At 37.4% G+C, this 15,060-nt stretch carries 18 protein-coding genes and 1 pseudogene; 1 reads left to right on the top strand and 18 read right to left on the bottom strand.

Going from position 1 to position 15,060, the window contains the following annotated elements; all coding sequences use genetic code 11:
- Window positions 1–11 precede the first annotated feature (11 nt).
- The 16 genes and pseudogenes from upp to AC27JL_RS05360 all read right to left on the bottom strand — a co-directional run bounded on the left by upp (window position 12) and on the right by AC27JL_RS05360 (window position 10,622).
- Window positions 12–641, bottom strand: a complete 630-nt coding sequence (gene upp / locus AC27JL_RS05435; RefSeq protein WP_006791732.1) for a uracil phosphoribosyltransferase — start codon at window positions 639–641, stop codon at window positions 12–14.
- A 142-nt stretch (window positions 642–783) separates the two neighbouring features.
- Window positions 784–1,740 (bottom strand): protein kinase family protein, encoded by a 957-nt coding sequence (locus AC27JL_RS05430; protein WP_487195032.1) that lies wholly within the window; start codon window positions 1,738–1,740, stop codon window positions 784–786.
- Between the two features lie 121 nt (window positions 1,741–1,861).
- Window positions 1,862–2,245 carry a DUF4174 domain-containing protein gene (locus AC27JL_RS05425; RefSeq protein ID WP_487195251.1) on the bottom strand — a complete coding sequence of 128 codons (384 nt, stop codon included), beginning with the start codon at window positions 2,243–2,245 and terminating at the stop codon, window positions 1,862–1,864.
- Window positions 2,246–2,476: 231 nt separating this feature from the next.
- The gene (locus tag AC27JL_RS05420; RefSeq protein ID WP_487195031.1) at window positions 2,477–2,881 is read right to left on the bottom strand and encodes a hypothetical protein; all 405 of its coding nucleotides are present in this window, start codon (window positions 2,879–2,881) and stop codon (window positions 2,477–2,479) included.
- 308 nt (window positions 2,882–3,189) lie between these two features.
- Complete coding sequence (locus AC27JL_RS05415) at window positions 3,190–3,636, bottom strand: hypothetical protein (RefSeq protein WP_305398892.1); 447 nt, start codon at window positions 3,634–3,636, stop codon at window positions 3,190–3,192.
- Between the two features lie 197 nt (window positions 3,637–3,833).
- Window positions 3,834–3,966: pseudogene (locus AC27JL_RS05410) on the bottom strand (IS3-like element ISCps9 family transposase); the annotation flags it as partial.
- An 85-nt stretch (window positions 3,967–4,051) separates the two neighbouring features.
- Window positions 4,052–4,315, bottom strand: coding sequence for a hypothetical protein (locus AC27JL_RS05405; protein ID WP_487195030.1), 264 nt, complete (start codon window positions 4,313–4,315; stop codon window positions 4,052–4,054).
- Between the two features lie 983 nt (window positions 4,316–5,298).
- Complete coding sequence (locus tag AC27JL_RS05400; RefSeq protein WP_277055070.1) at window positions 5,299–5,928, bottom strand: hypothetical protein; 630 nt, start codon at window positions 5,926–5,928, stop codon at window positions 5,299–5,301.
- Between the two features lie 108 nt (window positions 5,929–6,036).
- Window positions 6,037–6,468 (bottom strand): hypothetical protein, encoded by a 432-nt coding sequence (locus AC27JL_RS05395; RefSeq protein WP_487195029.1) that lies wholly within the window; start codon window positions 6,466–6,468, stop codon window positions 6,037–6,039.
- 105 nt (window positions 6,469–6,573) lie between these two features.
- Complete coding sequence (locus AC27JL_RS05390; protein ID WP_487195028.1) at window positions 6,574–7,062, bottom strand: hypothetical protein; 489 nt, start codon at window positions 7,060–7,062, stop codon at window positions 6,574–6,576.
- A 105-nt stretch (window positions 7,063–7,167) separates the two neighbouring features.
- Entirely contained in the window at window positions 7,168–7,473 is a 306-nt protein-coding gene (locus tag AC27JL_RS05385) for a hypothetical protein (protein ID WP_039037464.1), read from the bottom strand.
- A gap of 129 nt (window positions 7,474–7,602) precedes the next feature.
- Window positions 7,603–8,217, bottom strand: coding sequence for a hypothetical protein (locus tag AC27JL_RS05380; protein WP_487195027.1), 615 nt, complete (start codon window positions 8,215–8,217; stop codon window positions 7,603–7,605).
- A gap of 132 nt (window positions 8,218–8,349) precedes the next feature.
- A complete protein-coding gene (locus AC27JL_RS05375) occupies window positions 8,350–8,673 on the bottom strand; it encodes a hypothetical protein (protein WP_487195026.1) in 324 nt (107 codons plus the stop codon).
- Window positions 8,674–8,803: 130 nt separating this feature from the next.
- Window positions 8,804–9,148: a TonB family protein gene (locus AC27JL_RS05370; RefSeq protein WP_487195025.1), complete on the bottom strand. Its 345-nt coding sequence runs from the start codon at window positions 9,146–9,148 to the stop codon at window positions 8,804–8,806.
- A gap of 113 nt (window positions 9,149–9,261) precedes the next feature.
- Window positions 9,262–9,561: a hypothetical protein gene (locus AC27JL_RS05365; protein ID WP_487195024.1), complete on the bottom strand. Its 300-nt coding sequence runs from the start codon at window positions 9,559–9,561 to the stop codon at window positions 9,262–9,264.
- Between the two features lie 134 nt (window positions 9,562–9,695).
- Window positions 9,696–10,622 (bottom strand): hypothetical protein, encoded by a 927-nt coding sequence (locus AC27JL_RS05360; protein ID WP_487195023.1) that lies wholly within the window; start codon window positions 10,620–10,622, stop codon window positions 9,696–9,698.
- A 378-nt stretch (window positions 10,623–11,000) separates the two neighbouring features.
- Here AC27JL_RS05360 and AC27JL_RS05355 point away from each other — a divergent pair, with 378 nt between their 5' ends.
- A complete protein-coding gene (locus AC27JL_RS05355) occupies window positions 11,001–11,111 on the top strand; it encodes a hypothetical protein (RefSeq protein ID WP_235591591.1) in 111 nt (36 codons plus the stop codon).
- Window positions 11,112–11,301: 190 nt separating this feature from the next.
- Here AC27JL_RS05355 and AC27JL_RS05350 read toward each other — a convergent pair whose 3' ends face one another.
- Window positions 11,302–13,557, bottom strand: coding sequence for an acyl-CoA dehydrogenase (locus AC27JL_RS05350; protein ID WP_487195022.1), 2,256 nt, complete (start codon window positions 13,555–13,557; stop codon window positions 11,302–11,304).
- 472 nt (window positions 13,558–14,029) lie between these two features.
- Window positions 14,030–15,058 carry a zinc-binding dehydrogenase gene (locus AC27JL_RS05345; protein ID WP_010556710.1) on the bottom strand — a complete coding sequence of 343 codons (1,029 nt, stop codon included), beginning with the start codon at window positions 15,056–15,058 and terminating at the stop codon, window positions 14,030–14,032.
- Between the last annotated feature and the right edge of the window lie 2 nt (window positions 15,059–15,060).

Here is a 15,060-nt window from a genome sequence, read left to right as displayed (position 1 = left end):
ATTAATGACGACTACACCGTACCAAATATTTTATCACCCGCATCACCTAAACCAGGCACTATATATCCTTTCTCATTTAAGTGGCTGTCTACCGCTGCGGTAAATATTTCTACATCAGGGTGAGCTGCTAACGTTTTTTCTACCCCTTCAGGGGCTGCAACTAACACTATAACTTTGATTTCTTTACAGCCCGCTTTTTTTAACATGTCTATTGTGGCAATCATCGAGCCACCTGTTGCAAGCATCGGGTCAATAACCAAGCTAAGACGTTGTTCAATGTTACCAACCAACTTCTCAAAATAAGGAATTGGCTCAAGCGTTTCTTCGTTGCGTTGAAGGCCAACTACACTCACTTTAGCCGCAGGCAACAACTGCATAACACCATCCATCATACCTAAACCTGCACGTAAGATAGGCACCACTGTAATTTTTTTGCCTTTAATATGCTGTACGTTAAGTTTGTTACCGTCCCAACTAGTTATTTCATTGTCTTCAAGGGGAATATTTTTCGTTGCTTCGTACGTTAATAATGTGCCAACTTCCGAGCACAGCTCACGAAAGCTTTTAGTGCTAATGCCGAAAGCGCGCATTAAACCTAATTTATGTTGAACAAGTGGATGAGTAATAACGTGAATAGCCATGATGAAAACCTACTTAGACAATAATTAGCGATATTTTATATTAAAAATGATCATTTGACCTGTAGTTTTAAACCAATTCTCATACATTGTGCGCAAATATATATGTTTGTTTGATATTTATGCACAACACAATTGTAAAAGTTCAGCTGTTGGTTTCAAGCCAACTAACAACTTGGTCATGCATATAACTATTTATTTTATAATGCTCCGGGCTCCAGCCGGCTAAAAAGCGATAAAAATCAGCCCAAGCAGCAGGCCACAACGCCTTCCATTCCTTTATTACCGCTTGAGCAGGTATATTAGGTTGATACTGAGTTAGCGCATGTTCTAACTCATAAAAATAATAGGTAAGTTCGCTTGTTGCATGAGCATGTAATTCTTCACAGCTATAGCAGCTCGTCATAAAATACATAACATCCACTATACCAACGCCAGCGCCTGTGTACTGAAAGTCGTAACCACGTATTTCATTATTTGAATTAACGGCAAAATTGGCCACTTTAGCATCGCCATGTAGTAACGTTTTATATCTAGCGTGTTCTAACTGATAAGCTAATTTTTTAGCTGCCGCTTTTATATCAAACTGATTATTAGGGTTTGATACAAGCGCGTTAAATTCATCTGGCCGGGTATTTAAATGCCAATAACACCCTTGCTCCCACAAATCATCATGTTGCTTATTTAAATTAAACGCATGAAAGTGAGCAAGCCACTTTAATATTGGCTTTATATGCAACGAGCTGGCTTGCGTAAACCCAAACTGAGTAAAATTTTTAAACACCAGCGCATACTCATCGCCACAATTAATAGCACTCACACATTCAATACTGTTTGCTGTTTTAGGTAAATGCTGGCTGTAATGCTTATAAAAGTTATATTCAACATTATAAGACTGCTGCTTTCTTTTTAATGCAAATTCGCTTTGCTTAATTTTTGGATGGTTTATGTGATTGGGTATTCTAATCGCCTTTATAACACAAGGCACATTATCAAGCCTGCACTCAATAATACTGCCACACCCGCTCCAAAGCGAAGTAAGTGTTGCACCTATTTCAATGTGTTTAAAGTGAGGCTGTAATAAAGGAAGGTAAAATGCCATAGCTGTATTAAGTAATTAATTTTTTGTAGTTTAGCATTAGACGGTATTATTAGTGAAAGTACTTAATTAAACCCAATGCTTTAACAAGCCCACAGCTTTTATTTTTAAATGGCACCCATTTTTAATTTTTTAGTTGTACTTCTCGCTGTCGCATGTACATGGCATCTATAATCGAAAAAAGTGCTTTAACATCAATGGTGCTTCCTTGAGATTTAATGCCCCCATCTTTTCCTATTAAAGTAACGGTATTGTTTTTGAGTTGATATTGCTGCCTAACATTTAACATGAACGACTCGGATAACCGACCAGAGTAGTTAGTTAAAGCCTCACTTTCTTTCAAAATAAACCAAACTATGTGTCGGTCATTAATCCCTTCTGAACTGTTTTTCATAAGGCTTAATGCGTGATCAGTATTTGTAGGTTTATTTAATATAATCAGGCGATTTTCCCATCTTAAACTGGATAAGTCATTCAATGGAATACTTTCACTAGCATTCGAAAACATGCTGAATACGAGTAATAGAAGGTATTTGAGATATCTCATAACATAGCCTAAAAATAGAGTTTATAAGTAAAATACGTTCTATTTGGCTTTGCGGTTTTGCTTATTTTACTTTTTAGCGTTTATTGCTGTAAAATGTTTGCGTGGGCGACATAGTTGTTTTAACCCGCTTAGAGTGCAAAATTTAGAATGGGTGTCTTGTTAATTTTTTCATAGTCAAGCGTTAGTTGCCTACTACTCTAGACTTTTTAAAACTTGTCTGGCTTCCGCATCTAAGTGCCTTACCCAAACTCTAGAGTCCTTTTTCAGTAAAATTATCCTGTCCATTAACTCTCCATGAAATGAACAACCCGTGGTCGTTTGATTTATTTTATTTGCTGTTCCTTTCAAGGAACGTTCTGTAATTAACCTAACACTCTTTTGAACGGGAATGATAATACGATATTCAATCTCCTCTGATGGCTCGTCTAAATCATTTAGCAAAACTGCTTCAGCGTCTGGAGAAAAAATTCCTGTGATGTAAGCTATTGCAACAACGTCAGCTTCAGCAACTTCCTTTGCAAGATCAACAGGCGATGGCCGGCATGCTAGCAATGGGAAACATATTAAGAAAAGCACTAAAGCCAGAATCTTAAGCATAATACTCCTTGGCAACTAATAGGACTGTAAAATAACTTCAACAGTCAAACTCAATTAAAAAACGGGCTTCTATAATTAACCCTAAGCGTTTTTAAAGCATTAGGTAATGCATTTTAACCCCATAAAACAGGCTGCTTTTATTTTAAATGAGTAATTCTACAGCCTCAATGCCCTGATAACTGATAACTGATAACTGATAACTGATAACTGATAACTGATAAATTTCATTTGACTGGTTTTTGCCCGCAAAAGTGAAATAGAAAAGTTACAAAGTAAAATTTATCCGTTTATTCTGTTTGTTAGAGGGGTTAATTGTCTGAAGTTATTTCTATATTTGGATCTTGACTCTTTATTTTTAAGCCATGTCCAGATTCAGTTTCAACAACATCAATTCTATATACCAAATGGTTACTACATTTTTCGATTTCCCAGTAATCAGTAAAACTCTCTACATCTTCTGTTTTTGAAATGAAAACGGGCATGAGGAACCCTTTGAGTCCCACTTTTGCTTTTTGATCTTCTGTAGCTAAAATAGGATTTTTTCCTTCCTTATACTTCTCATTCAGTGTTCTTTTACTATTTACTATTATTTGATTGTTTTTACAATTTATTGACTGAGTATCACGTAGTATTTGCTCTTTTACTTCACGTTCTAGCTTTGTATAGTTAGCTAAGCTCGAGGTTTCCTTATCATAAAATGGTTGAGCGCAACTAAACAGCATCAGGCACGATACCCAAACAGTTACTTTTTTCAATTTAGTACCTACTCCTTTGATTTAAATTTACCCCTAAATAACATGTAGCTTAACTCGTCTTAAATTTATTTTTATTGATGGTTCAACCATAGCCGAGTTCCTATCTAGATTCAATTAGTTATACCAATCTTACGAGATATATTAAAATAGGATATACGATTATTCTGGTATTTAAAATCACATATACCTTGCGCTTTTAAAGAATGAATACCTAACGCCTCGGCAATGTCCTTTGACATGACATCGTCTCGTAAGCTTAGTTCTACTACTTTGATTTTTGAAATTAACGAGGTAAAACCCTGTCTTTCTAGGTTGGGTATATCTAGGCATTTTAGCCTCCTCAAAGTGATGAGGAGGTGTCCACTAAAACGGGTGAGGATCAAATTCTGTGTGTAGCGACTTGTTATATGCTATTTCACTCTTTTTCAACTTCACATTTTTCAGGATGATGTTGTTGCTGAAATGAATTACATGATATTTTTATACCTAACTCTTTTGAAAATTCCCCTGTTAAGAAATAGATACATACAAATGCAATAAAACCAAAAAGAAAGTTCCTTAAGTTTCGTGCTTTTTCGATTAAATTTGATTCTTTAAATTTTAATTGCACTAGATTTTTGAGTGTAAATATAAAAATGCCCCCTAAGAGAATCATTATAATTAGACCATAAAGACTCATATACCTCCTAGCATATAACGTTTAAATAAGGGGCGCAGGGCATAATGGCGAAGCCGCCCTGCGTGTATGCGTCCCAGCCCGTGCAGCGAGCGTTCTTGATTTTTTTGTTAGGTAACATTGCAAATATTACCTAGTAACTTGCTGACTTTAGAACTTAATAGTGTGGCAACTATTAACGCTATAATTTGAAACGGAATAAGAAAAAAACCACCAATTAGAAACGCTTGTATTAAATACCCATTGAGTAGCCCTGACACTACAAAGTACCCCATAAAAACGAGATTTAGCAACAATAACACTAGAGCTTTAGAGTTGGGGAATTTACCTTTAAACAATAAGGCTGCATTGACCACGAATATCAGTGGAGTCGTTAAGTAAGTCAATACAAGTATTTCTGTTCCCATTCCCTGTTACCTAACGGCTGCATAAGCGGCGATTAATTATGAGCTAAAATTATTGAGCGCAGCGACAATAGCCCATTGTTAATTGTCCGAGCGAACCTGTGAGCGAATTAATGCACTTGTTAGATATTCTTTAACTTTTTTAGTTGCTTAACACCCAAAAATGTACCAATAGGAATAAATAAAAGCCATAGATACGCGAAGTATTTGCAGTAAAGAATAAACAACTTGGAGCTATGATTTTTGTTTAATAACCAAATACTGATAATTAGACCAATTAAAGCGGGAATTATTTGGATAAGAGAAATAACAATACTTGCCGAAATATGACCTGCTACTAAATTAGGATCGTTTGTAGATAATTCTAGGAATGCGGAATATAAGCCTGAAATGAAGTTAAACAACGATAAGAGTAAAAAGCATTGTAAAACGATACTTATAAATTTTAATAGATTAAACAAACTCGAACCTTTCCTGAATACCTAACGCCGTTTTAAGCGGCAAATTGCAGTTGGCTAAAATAAGTGAGGTACGAACAAAAAGCCAACTGTAATTTGTTCGACTTGAAAACCCTTGTTAGGCCTACACTAAATCCCTCTTAAAATCATCGTATAGCTTCTGCACAATAGGGCCTGCAGCCGCATTAAAAAATTTAAGCATTGATTCTTTAGATGAAAACAGATCCTTTAGTTTTATAGAATACCCAGGAGCAACTGGAGAAATTGGAATAGCATTATAAGACCACATTATTTGACCTGAACTATCGAATAGCTGTGCTGCGATATTAAAGCGTGAATTAAATTCATCAGAAAACCCATGCACCATACCTAAAACGACAACATTAAGTGTAATAACTAACTTATTTTGAGAGTTGCTATCAAAATTAATCTTAAGATTATCTGCTTTTACTTTTTCAATGAATTGATTCTGGACGATCTCATTTAAACTTATACGGTGTTCTTCCATAAATCTTAACGCCAGCTCTCTTACGCCCAAACCATCTCCAGCAGTTCCAGAATAATAATAACTGACACCTGTCCATTGAACTTCTACGGTACTTATAGCGGTTAGCATAGAGTTGTCATTTGGGCTTGCTTCAAGTTTTACAGTTTGTAACTGTTCGAAATTTTCTTTTTTAAGTTTTACACTCGGGACTGATGAACATCCACTAATAAAGATTATAAAAAGAAGTACTAAGTAATGAAATTTCAAAGAAACTCTCCTGTAGGCCTAACGCCGCAAATAAACGGCAAAAATAGTTGGCTAGAATTTGTGAGGAACGAACAAAGCCAACTGTTTTTTGTCCGTTTAAACGACTTGTTAGCAGTGCATTACGCAAATGCTAGAATCGTCATTTATATAACTGTAGCCTTCAATGGTTACTGATTGAGACTTTAAACCATAAGTTGGAATTGAAGTAGCCACAATCGGAAAATTAAGCTTAATTAAGTCTGCTTTAGATGGCTTGGAGGTACCAAACCAAAAACTTACAATTTCATCTTTTGCAAACATACATGGTTGAGAATATTCAACCTCAGCCAACCCGTAATAAATAAAACCTACAAACTCAAAATCATTTGCGTCAATAAAGTTAGCTCTGACAATAATGTTTGCATTAGGATCTAGTGCATCACTTTCATTCGCAGGAATGATAACTGTTTCATCATAGCTATCGTCCTTCCACATAGGAAACTGCCAAACAGTATGTTCAGATAAATCCTGAAGTGTGATTTCCCAAATTTGCTTGCTCATAACTTCCTTGTACTGCTAACGCCCTAATAATGGGCAAAAAATTGTTGGCTAAAATGTTGAGGGACGAAAACAGCCAACTGTTTTTTGTCCTTATTTATTAGCTTGTTATATTCCCCAAACACAAACCTCATATTGTGGGGATTGACTCTCATTGTATTCAAAAATAATCCCAAAGTCTTGGGATTCTCCTACCCAAGATAAATCTTTGTAACCACCATTATCGCAGGTTAACAACTGCGTAATACTGAACAAATTTAATTTTAATTCACTCGCACTAATTTGATAATGCATTCCTTGTAAATCAAAACTAAGCCAACCAACAAGTTGTTCTGAGATTGTAAGGTTCTTAATAGCAATTACTGCAGATTTAAAGTCTAAATACTCTGTTCGTTCCCAACCAATTACATTTTCTCTACTAGGTTGACAGTTGCCGTCTGTCCAACTGGTCATCGCCAAATTTTTAATTGCATCTTTGCGATCTGTTCTGGGCACAGATTCAAAAATTGACTGCATCAAAGGATTAAGACATGAGACAAACTTCTCATGTTTTTTTCTACAATTAAATTCGTGCAGCTTCTGTTCGAGTTTACTCATATCTATAAGGGAATATAACGCCCCTATTAAACGGCACAGACTTTCTGGCTAAACTGGGAACGAAGTGACTCCAGCCAGCGAGTATGTGTCCGGTTGAATGGATTGTTAGGTTTCACTTAAACCTCTAAATTCAATTAACTTCTTTACTCGCTCTTCTTTCATGCGACACAGAGTATTCTCCAATTCTATATCTGAACCAAAACTAGCAACTCCCGACGAAACGCCACTAAAAATTTGAAAAATACTCCCAAGGACTCCTAACTCGCCTTCCTTATCATCATAAAGTGGCTGTCCAGCTGATTTTAGGCGTTGATACAACTCTATTGCTCTATCTGGATATGCTTCATCATCAATTGATGCCCATGCCTCATGAAGCTCATTGATGGTGTAAATCGAAAAATCAATACTCATAAATACCCGTGGAACCTAACGCCTCATTAAGAGGCAAAAAATTGTTTGCTAAAATGTTTGAGGTACGAAAAACAGCAAACTGTTTTTTGTCCTGCTTTAATGACTTGTTATTAGCCACTTACCCTACACTTATTTCTTAATGTTTTTTGGTATAAAACCAAGTAGTTGTTCAGTGCTTTGAATCGTTAGCCGTTGCTCTGGAAACTGGTGCAATTTAATATTTAAGTACTCAGTGCCAGAAATTAATTTACCTACTCGTTTAAGAAAACTAGGTGTTTTATCCGAAAACAAACCACTTTCCGATGTAATAGCTTCAATGTCTTGCCAAGGAATAAACAAGTTTTTATGACCAAACTTAAAAGGAAAAAGTACTCTTAAATAAACTCCTTTGCTGTTTGCTGCAACTTTCAAAATACCATTATGTCTTGTTTTGCCGATATACCCATTTCCAGTTTGGAAATTTTCGTCTGGATTATCGTATTTATTATTTCCATACTTTTTAGCTAAATTTTGCCAGCCACTTTCTTTTCCTAACGTATAAGAGACACCAAACCAACCAGCTATAAAAACGATAAAAAACCAGTGAGAGGTTAAAAAAGACTCTAATAAGTCCTGAAAATTAATTACATACTCTTGAGCGATAAGAGGTATTTCACCACCAGTGCCAGAATAGAAAGAAAGGATGAAAAATGAAAAAAATGAAACAGCCCAAATTAATCCAATAAACTTTAAAACAATCTTCATACTATCCTTGTGGCTTATAACGCCCTGTTAAGGGGCTGATAATGTTTGGCTAAAATGTGTAGCGAAGCGGAACCGAGCCAAACTTTAGCAGTCCCGCCTTGAACAGCTTGTTATATGCAAACTGCTCCCTAACTAATTAAAAAATGGCGTGAACAACGATGCCACATAAAATAATAAAACAAAACTATAAGCTAACAAACAGCCTTTGAAACACTCTTTTAAATCTGCTGTTTCATGGCCATGTTTTGCTTTTTTAAAGCCTAAATAACTCGGAACTGGATATGTAAGTAAAACTAAAACAATAACCCAGTTTGCAATGAGTTTATCGGAATCAGGCGCATCAAAAATGAACACTGACATGAATAATGCGACAGGCCATGCAATTATCGTAAGGGCTGGTAAAAATGCTAAAGCCAACAATGGAATGGATAATGGATGACTGTGAGTTGGTTGCATAACTTCCTTTGCATATAACGCTTTGCTAAGGGGCCATTAATAGTTGGCTAAACTTGCGCGAAGCGCCAAGCCAACTGTTAATTGTCCCAGTGAGTTTACGAACGAACTTGAGCAACTTGTTATAAGCCATTTACTCAAATTTTTCCGAATCGTATTTAAAAGTTACATCAAAGCATCGTTCTGCATGCTTTGATAGATTAAATTTCCATTTCTTTAATGCACGAAGTGATTGCCTATCAAAAATTCTTCTTGGCTGAGAACGACTAATTTGGTGTTCTACAACCTTGCCTTCGCTATTCACTATTACCATAAAGTCAACGTAACCGACACCTATGAACCTTTCGGAATGTATCGGCCACTGAGGGTTTTCAGCTTCAATTAACGCAAATTTTTCACCTATGCACGAATCTACCTCATACATTTCGGTATTAACAAATGACACTAAAGTTGAGGCTAAAACTAATTCGATCATCATGGCTTATAACGCCTGATTAATAGGTAAAACAGTGTGGCAGTTTTATTGCGTCGTTTGCAACTAAAAATGACAGGCTAGTTTTATCCTTTTCAATCACTTGTTAGGTATACATTTCACGAAAGCGGACCTAAATCATTATTGTCTGCCATGACATTAAACTCCGATTCTTCTTTTTTTATAGCAGGTAATTTTACAAATAATTTACAACCTGAAAAAGACAATAAAGTTAGAGATATCAAACCCATAACAATAGTGAAAGAGTTTTGTTGTGGATGTGGTCCAAAATATTGTGGCGTAAAGCAATATGTGAATGCCTGTCCATGAGGGTAAAAGCTCTCATACATAGTCACAATAAAAGCAATTAAACCTAAACTTAAAATGAAATAATTTACCCAACTAGAATATTTACGCATATATCCCTTGTATACCTAACGCCTTGCTAAGCGGCGAAAAATTGTTGGCTAAAATTAGCGAGGAACGAGCAAAAGCCAACTGTTTTTTGTCCGTTTGAGCAACTTGTTAGGGCTACCATACATTGCCCATCATATTACTTTAAAGTTTCTTTTGTTTTAAATATGTACGCAAGTTCATGTCCGTCTTGCCAACTTTTCATATCATGGTGCTTCTCAGCTATATTAATTGCTACTTTACCTAATTCAATTGATGCCGCAGTTATTGAGCCAACAACAGGTCCTCCAAACAAACCAGCAACGAGACCTGTACCTACTGCTGCTTGTAGAGATTTGGCATCTAGAAGCATTGATAAAGAGGATGTTACTGTTTTAAAACCAAATTTCTTACAAGCTTGTTCATAACAATCTAATCTTCGACACAAATCATCTTCAATATAGGTTATTGGTTTTCCGTCAAAATTTTCGTGTATAAATAACTTCAATCTTGTGAGTTGTTTACTAGATTGAATATCCTTTCTAATTTCCAACACCTGTTGCCAATCAGCTTGGTCAGCATCAATTAGATTTAGATTTGAAAGAGTAATAGCTGGGTCTGATTGTTCTTGTTTATCTGAAACAGGGATTGCTACTGAATAATGTTGAAAACCAACGTCTTTCGCATAGTTAGTTACTATGGAACGTATAGACATTTCGTTTGGCAAAGTTGCGCCTGCAAAATAAGCTTGTAAAAACTTTTGGTGTTCGAATGTGGGATCATAGTGCTTGGAAGAACCAGATAAAACTGCATAAGGCCTAACTTTTTTAGCAAAATCAGTCCAATGTTCATTGACCACTTCAAAAATTCTGGTGGCATGGCTATAATTTTTATCACCTTCAACGCCATCAATTAAATGAGAAAACGCAACTGATGGAATTTCTTCAGGGTAGCCTACCAAGACGTCTCCGACGTCACTATCTCCGCGCATTCTTCCTAAGTTAATAGGGAGTACTCTATCAAAATAAAGGGCAGCCTCTTTAAAGTTCCCAAAACATAAAATAGCGCTTGATCTGATGTACGACATATTTCCCTGTAGCCCTAACATGTTTATAGCGAGCTAATCGCGCGTATTTCTACCACAGCGTAGCTCGTTTTCTTATTGGTTTATTATTAACAAACTTGCCAACTAATTGCCAGTGTTATTAAAATTCACCCGCGCGCGTTTTCTTCTTAGTATAAAACGAGCGAATGGGTCGTTTTCTTGACTATGCGAGCGACGAAGCCATGGCTGTGCATATATACAGCGCTAATTTGACGAATTGAAAATAAAAACTTGCTCTGCGTATTTAAATTACATTGCGGACTATATGCTCACTCGACAGTATTCATTCAGAACTATTAATGCTTATTTGAGTCGGGTCCAAACTTTATTCACTTTCACGACAAACGCCACCCAAGCTCAATGGGAAATTCAGAAGTCGAAGCGTTTTTAGACCATATTCTATTAAAACGTAACATGTCAGCTAAAACACAAGCTGCTAATGGAGTTGTTAGCCCTTTTTCAAAATTATGAGCGTCTTTTTTTAATCCTCTAGCGTTACATATTCGCTTTAAGACCAATATCGCTATCTATTGCTACTTTAAAAAACACATAAAAAAGCCCCGTTTGGTTTTAATCAAACGGGGCTCCACACTAATTAGTCACTTAAGAATAAAAGCGCCGATTTTGCTGGCGCTTTGCATCATTGAATTAGCTTTGTAGCTTACTGGTTAACCACACTTTTAAGTGGGTTAACTGGTTGTGCGTTGTCATCTAATATGTTCATATCAAAATCGAACTCATCAACACGAATCGCTTTTTCACGTTTCTTGTTGTAATCAATTAACTGAGCAAACTCAGCATCTGTAATTACGTTTGCAGCAAGTGCGTTTTCAAGCGTAATGCTAAAACGAGCACCTGGCTTGATGGTTCTTGCACGTAATGCTTTTTTAACTTTTGCAAGTTCAGCTAGTGATGCAATTTTAGCTTTATAAGCTTGCTCGTTAATATGATGACCGTCGCCTTCAATAGGCTTAACTAAATGCGTTATTTGCGCTTTAAAAGCTGTGTCAAGCTGTGCTTGTTCAGCTAATTCGCGGATTAAATCATCGCTGATTTTTGGCATTTTAGTTGAGTAGTTCATTGTAACGAAACGAATAAACTTACGAGTACCACTTGCAGGGAAGTTATCTAAGAACTTGTGCAATGCTTCTTCTGCGCTTTGTAGTGCAAAACGAGTTGCATAATGGAAGTAAGGTGCTGCTTGCTCGCGCTCGCTGCTCGCCACTTTTTGCTCGTAGTATTTAATTGATGCCATAGCTGCATACAAGAAGCTCATTACATCGCCTAAACGTGCTGATAGCATTTCTGCTTGCTTTAATTTACCGCCAAGTACTAACAACGAGAAGTCAGCGTATACTGCAAGTTTTGCAGATAGTTTGTGTACTGCTTTTTCGTAGTCACGTACTTCTGGTAATGCTGAGCTTGCGCCAGCTGTAAATGGTAATACACCTAAACGCAATGCACGTAAGCTGTTTGCTGTACTGTAACCAATTGTTTTACGTAAAATACCGTTAAATTCTGCATCAGCGCCTTTGTCGTCGCTGTGGATTGATTCAACCATAGATTGTAAGTATGGGTGACAACGCATAACACCTTGACCAAATATCATCAGGTTACGAGTAAGGATGTTTGCACCTTCTACAGTAATTGCAATAGGTTGTGCGACGTAGCCACTTGCTAGTGTATTTTGTGGACCGTTTTGAATCGCTTTACCGGCTTGAATATCCATCGCCGAGTCTAATACGTCGCGGCCAAGTTCAGTCATGTGGTATTTAGCAATTGCCGTTACTACCGACGGTTTTAAGCCCATGCCTAAACCTTCAGTTGTAAGTACACGCATTGCTTCTTGAAGGTATGTTTTACCCGCAATGTCAGCAAGCTTTTCTTGTATACCTTCAAACTGACCGATTGATAGACCAAACTGCTCTCGTACTGCTGCGTATTCAGATGCAGATTTAAGTGCAACTTGCGCTGTACTTACACCTAGCGCGGGTAGTGAAATACCACGCCCAGCACCTAAACAGCTAACCAGCATTTGCCAACCACGGCCGATGTTTTTCTGACCACCAATAACAAAATCCATTGGTACAAATACTTTGTTACCACGTGTAGTACCGTTGTAAAAACGGATACCCATTGGATCGTGGCGATTACCAAGTTCTACACCTGGGTGCTCTTTTGGAATTAAGGCACACGTGATACCTAGGTTTTCTTTACCACCTAGTAAACCGTCTGGGTCAACTACTTTAAATGCTAAACCAAGAACAGTTGCGATTGGTGCAAGTGTGATATAACGCTTGTCCCATGTAATTTCTAGGCCAAGAACTTCTTCGCCGTTGTGCATGCCTTTGGTTACTTTACCAACGTCTGGAATGCCGCCTGCATCAGAACCCGCTTCAGGGCTTGTTAGGGCAAAACATGGGATGTCTGTGCCGTTTGCTAAGCGTGGTAAGTAATGCGCTTGTTGCTCTTGCGTACCGAAGTGAAGAAGTAGCTCACCCGGACCTAATGAGTTAGGTACCATTACTGTTACTGCTACTGCAGAACTTTTAGTCGCAATTGTGCCAACAATTGTTGAGTTTGCGTAAGGGCTAAACTCTAAACCACCAAATGACTTAGGAATGATAAGCGAGAAGAAACGTTCTTTTTTCAAAAACTCTAAAATGTCATTCGGTAAGTGAATGCCATTTTGAATTACTGAATCGTCAATCATGCCTAGTAGCTCTTGTACAGGGCCGTCAAGGAATGCTTGTTCGTCAGCTGTTAGTGTAGCTGCTGGTACATCGCGTAATGCACTGAAATCAGGCTTACCTTGATAGATAGAACCTTCAAGCCAAACATCACCCGCGTCTAGCGCTTCTTGCTCAGTGATAGAAATACTTGGTAAAACTTTTTTTAACTTTGTACGTAAACTCATGATTGAACTCATCCGACCAGATAAATAATACCTACATTACGTCATAAAAATCGCTTTAGATCAATTACTCTATTCAATTAATTAACAGTTTTTTCAATTTATTTTCTTTACTCGAACGTAAACTGTTGAAACACAAAGGCTTACACCTGTACGCTGAAAATGATAAATTTTTTAAGATTGATTGATAAAACGCCGTGCAAAGGCACCAAAAAGCAAATAATCTGCAAAGCGGGTAATGAATTAGGGTGTTTTTTTAAATACAGACTGTTTTAATTTTTAAATTTAAGCCTGATTTATTGTATTGAACAGGGTAAGTTGACACGTTAAATACGTGATTTATGGCCACTCAAGTTTTTTAAAATGCTTTTGCTTATTAGTGTAAATGTATAAAAAATAATAAGTGAATGACACCTAAAAAAGGCATAAAAAAACGCAGCTTAAACAGGCTGCGTTTTGTATTAATCAGAGTTTTTTAACAGCCTATTTTTACGACATGCTTGCCTGTAAAACCACCCGCGAGCTGCGTGTTTAAGGCATTAGATACCGCGTTTGCGTTAAACTCAACAGGCGTTAAGGTCGGTGCTTTAATATCACCATTAGTGGCGCCTTCGAGTAATAAATTACCCATAAAGCTCAAGCGTTGCTGCGCACATAAACTATTAGCGAGCCATGCACCACCAAGCGACACAACACTTATATTTGGCGCGCGCCGGTACATTAGATCTTGTTCAAAACAAGGTAATGGATTTAAACACGCTATTTTTCCGCAAAAACGCATGAGTTCGATATTACGCGCTGTCGACTCTCCACCCACGGTATCGATTACTGCATCGAACCCTTGCGGCCCTAGCTCTCTACGAATTTTTTCACACAACTTTTTATCGTTGTAGTCAAACACAACATCCGCGCCAAGCTGTTTAACGAGTTTATGGTTTTTCTTAGAGGCTGTTGCAAATACATCAGCGCCACGCTGTTTAGCGTACTGAATAGCAAACTGCCCCACTGCACCTGCCCCACCTTCAATAAAAACAGTTTGACCTTCGGTGATACTAATTTTATCTAAGCTAATTAGTGCTGCCATTCCGGCGCAAGGCAGCACAGCAGCAACCGCTGGGTTTAACTCTTGCGGTACAATAGACACTGCAAAATTAGGCACTTTTGTGTATTCACTCAGTACCCCTTGCCCACCTACGTTGGCGTGCCACATGACTCGCTCGCCAACATTAGGAAAAATCCCTTTACTTGCTTTTACTACAACACCTACCGCATCAAGCCCCAAAATATGAGGGTACTGCCACTGACAAAAACCTGATTTTGCAAAATGCCCATCAACGGGGTTTAAACCAACATATTCTACTTTTATCAGTAGCTCGTTATCTGAACACTCAGGAACAGGTAACTCAATGTCAGCTAAATTTATTTGATCATTCGGTTTTTCCAATACAATGGCACGCATTGTGTGCGGTATAGTATTTTGCGTTAAAATATCAGTATCAGACATCG

This window comes from Pseudoalteromonas sp. 4NS20-0020, from assembly GCF_057554385.1.
This window is presented reverse-complemented; position numbering and strand designations above follow the sequence as displayed.

Excerpts from the sequence above, each read along its gene's own strand:
- AC27JL_RS05405 (WP_487195030.1), bottom strand. The coding sequence starts at position 4,315 with ATGAGTCTTTATGGTCTAATTATAATGATTCTCTTAGGGGGCATTTTT.
- AC27JL_RS05380 (WP_487195027.1), bottom strand. The coding sequence starts at position 8,217 with ATGAAGATTGTTTTAAAGTTTATTGGATTAATTTGGGCTGTTTCATTT.
- AC27JL_RS05360 (WP_487195023.1), bottom strand. The coding sequence starts at position 10,622 with ATGTCGTACATCAGATCAAGCGCTATTTTATGTTTTGGGAACTTTAAA.
- AC27JL_RS05385 (WP_039037464.1), bottom strand. The coding sequence starts at position 7,473 with ATGAGTATTGATTTTTCGATTTACACCATCAATGAGCTTCATGAGGCA.
- AC27JL_RS05350 (WP_487195022.1), bottom strand. The coding sequence starts at position 13,557 with ATGAGTTTACGTACAAAGTTAAAAAAAGTTTTACCAAGTATTTCTATC.
- AC27JL_RS05355 (WP_235591591.1), top strand. The coding sequence starts at position 11,001 with ATGGGAAATTCAGAAGTCGAAGCGTTTTTAGACCATATTCTATTAAAA.
- AC27JL_RS05375 (WP_487195026.1), bottom strand. The coding sequence starts at position 8,673 with ATGCAACCAACTCACAGTCATCCATTATCCATTCCATTGTTGGCTTTA.
- AC27JL_RS05365 (WP_487195024.1), bottom strand. The coding sequence starts at position 9,561 with ATGCGTAAATATTCTAGTTGGGTAAATTATTTCATTTTAAGTTTAGGT.
- AC27JL_RS05425 (WP_487195251.1), bottom strand. The coding sequence starts at position 2,245 with ATGTTTTCGAATGCTAGTGAAAGTATTCCATTGAATGACTTATCCAGT.
- AC27JL_RS05430 (WP_487195032.1), bottom strand. The coding sequence starts at position 1,740 with ATGGCATTTTACCTTCCTTTATTACAGCCTCACTTTAAACACATTGAA.
- AC27JL_RS05390 (WP_487195028.1), bottom strand. The coding sequence starts at position 7,062 with ATGAGTAAACTCGAACAGAAGCTGCACGAATTTAATTGTAGAAAAAAA.
- AC27JL_RS05370 (WP_487195025.1), bottom strand. The coding sequence starts at position 9,148 with ATGATGATCGAATTAGTTTTAGCCTCAACTTTAGTGTCATTTGTTAAT.
- AC27JL_RS05395 (WP_487195029.1), bottom strand. The coding sequence starts at position 6,468 with ATGAGCAAGCAAATTTGGGAAATCACACTTCAGGATTTATCTGAACAT.
- AC27JL_RS05420 (WP_487195031.1), bottom strand. The coding sequence starts at position 2,881 with ATGCTTAAGATTCTGGCTTTAGTGCTTTTCTTAATATGTTTCCCATTG.
- AC27JL_RS05345 (WP_010556710.1), bottom strand. The coding sequence starts at position 15,058 with ATGTCTGATACTGATATTTTAACGCAAAATACTATACCGCACACAATG.
- upp (WP_006791732.1), bottom strand. The coding sequence starts at position 641 with ATGGCTATTCACGTTATTACTCATCCACTTGTTCAACATAAATTAGGT.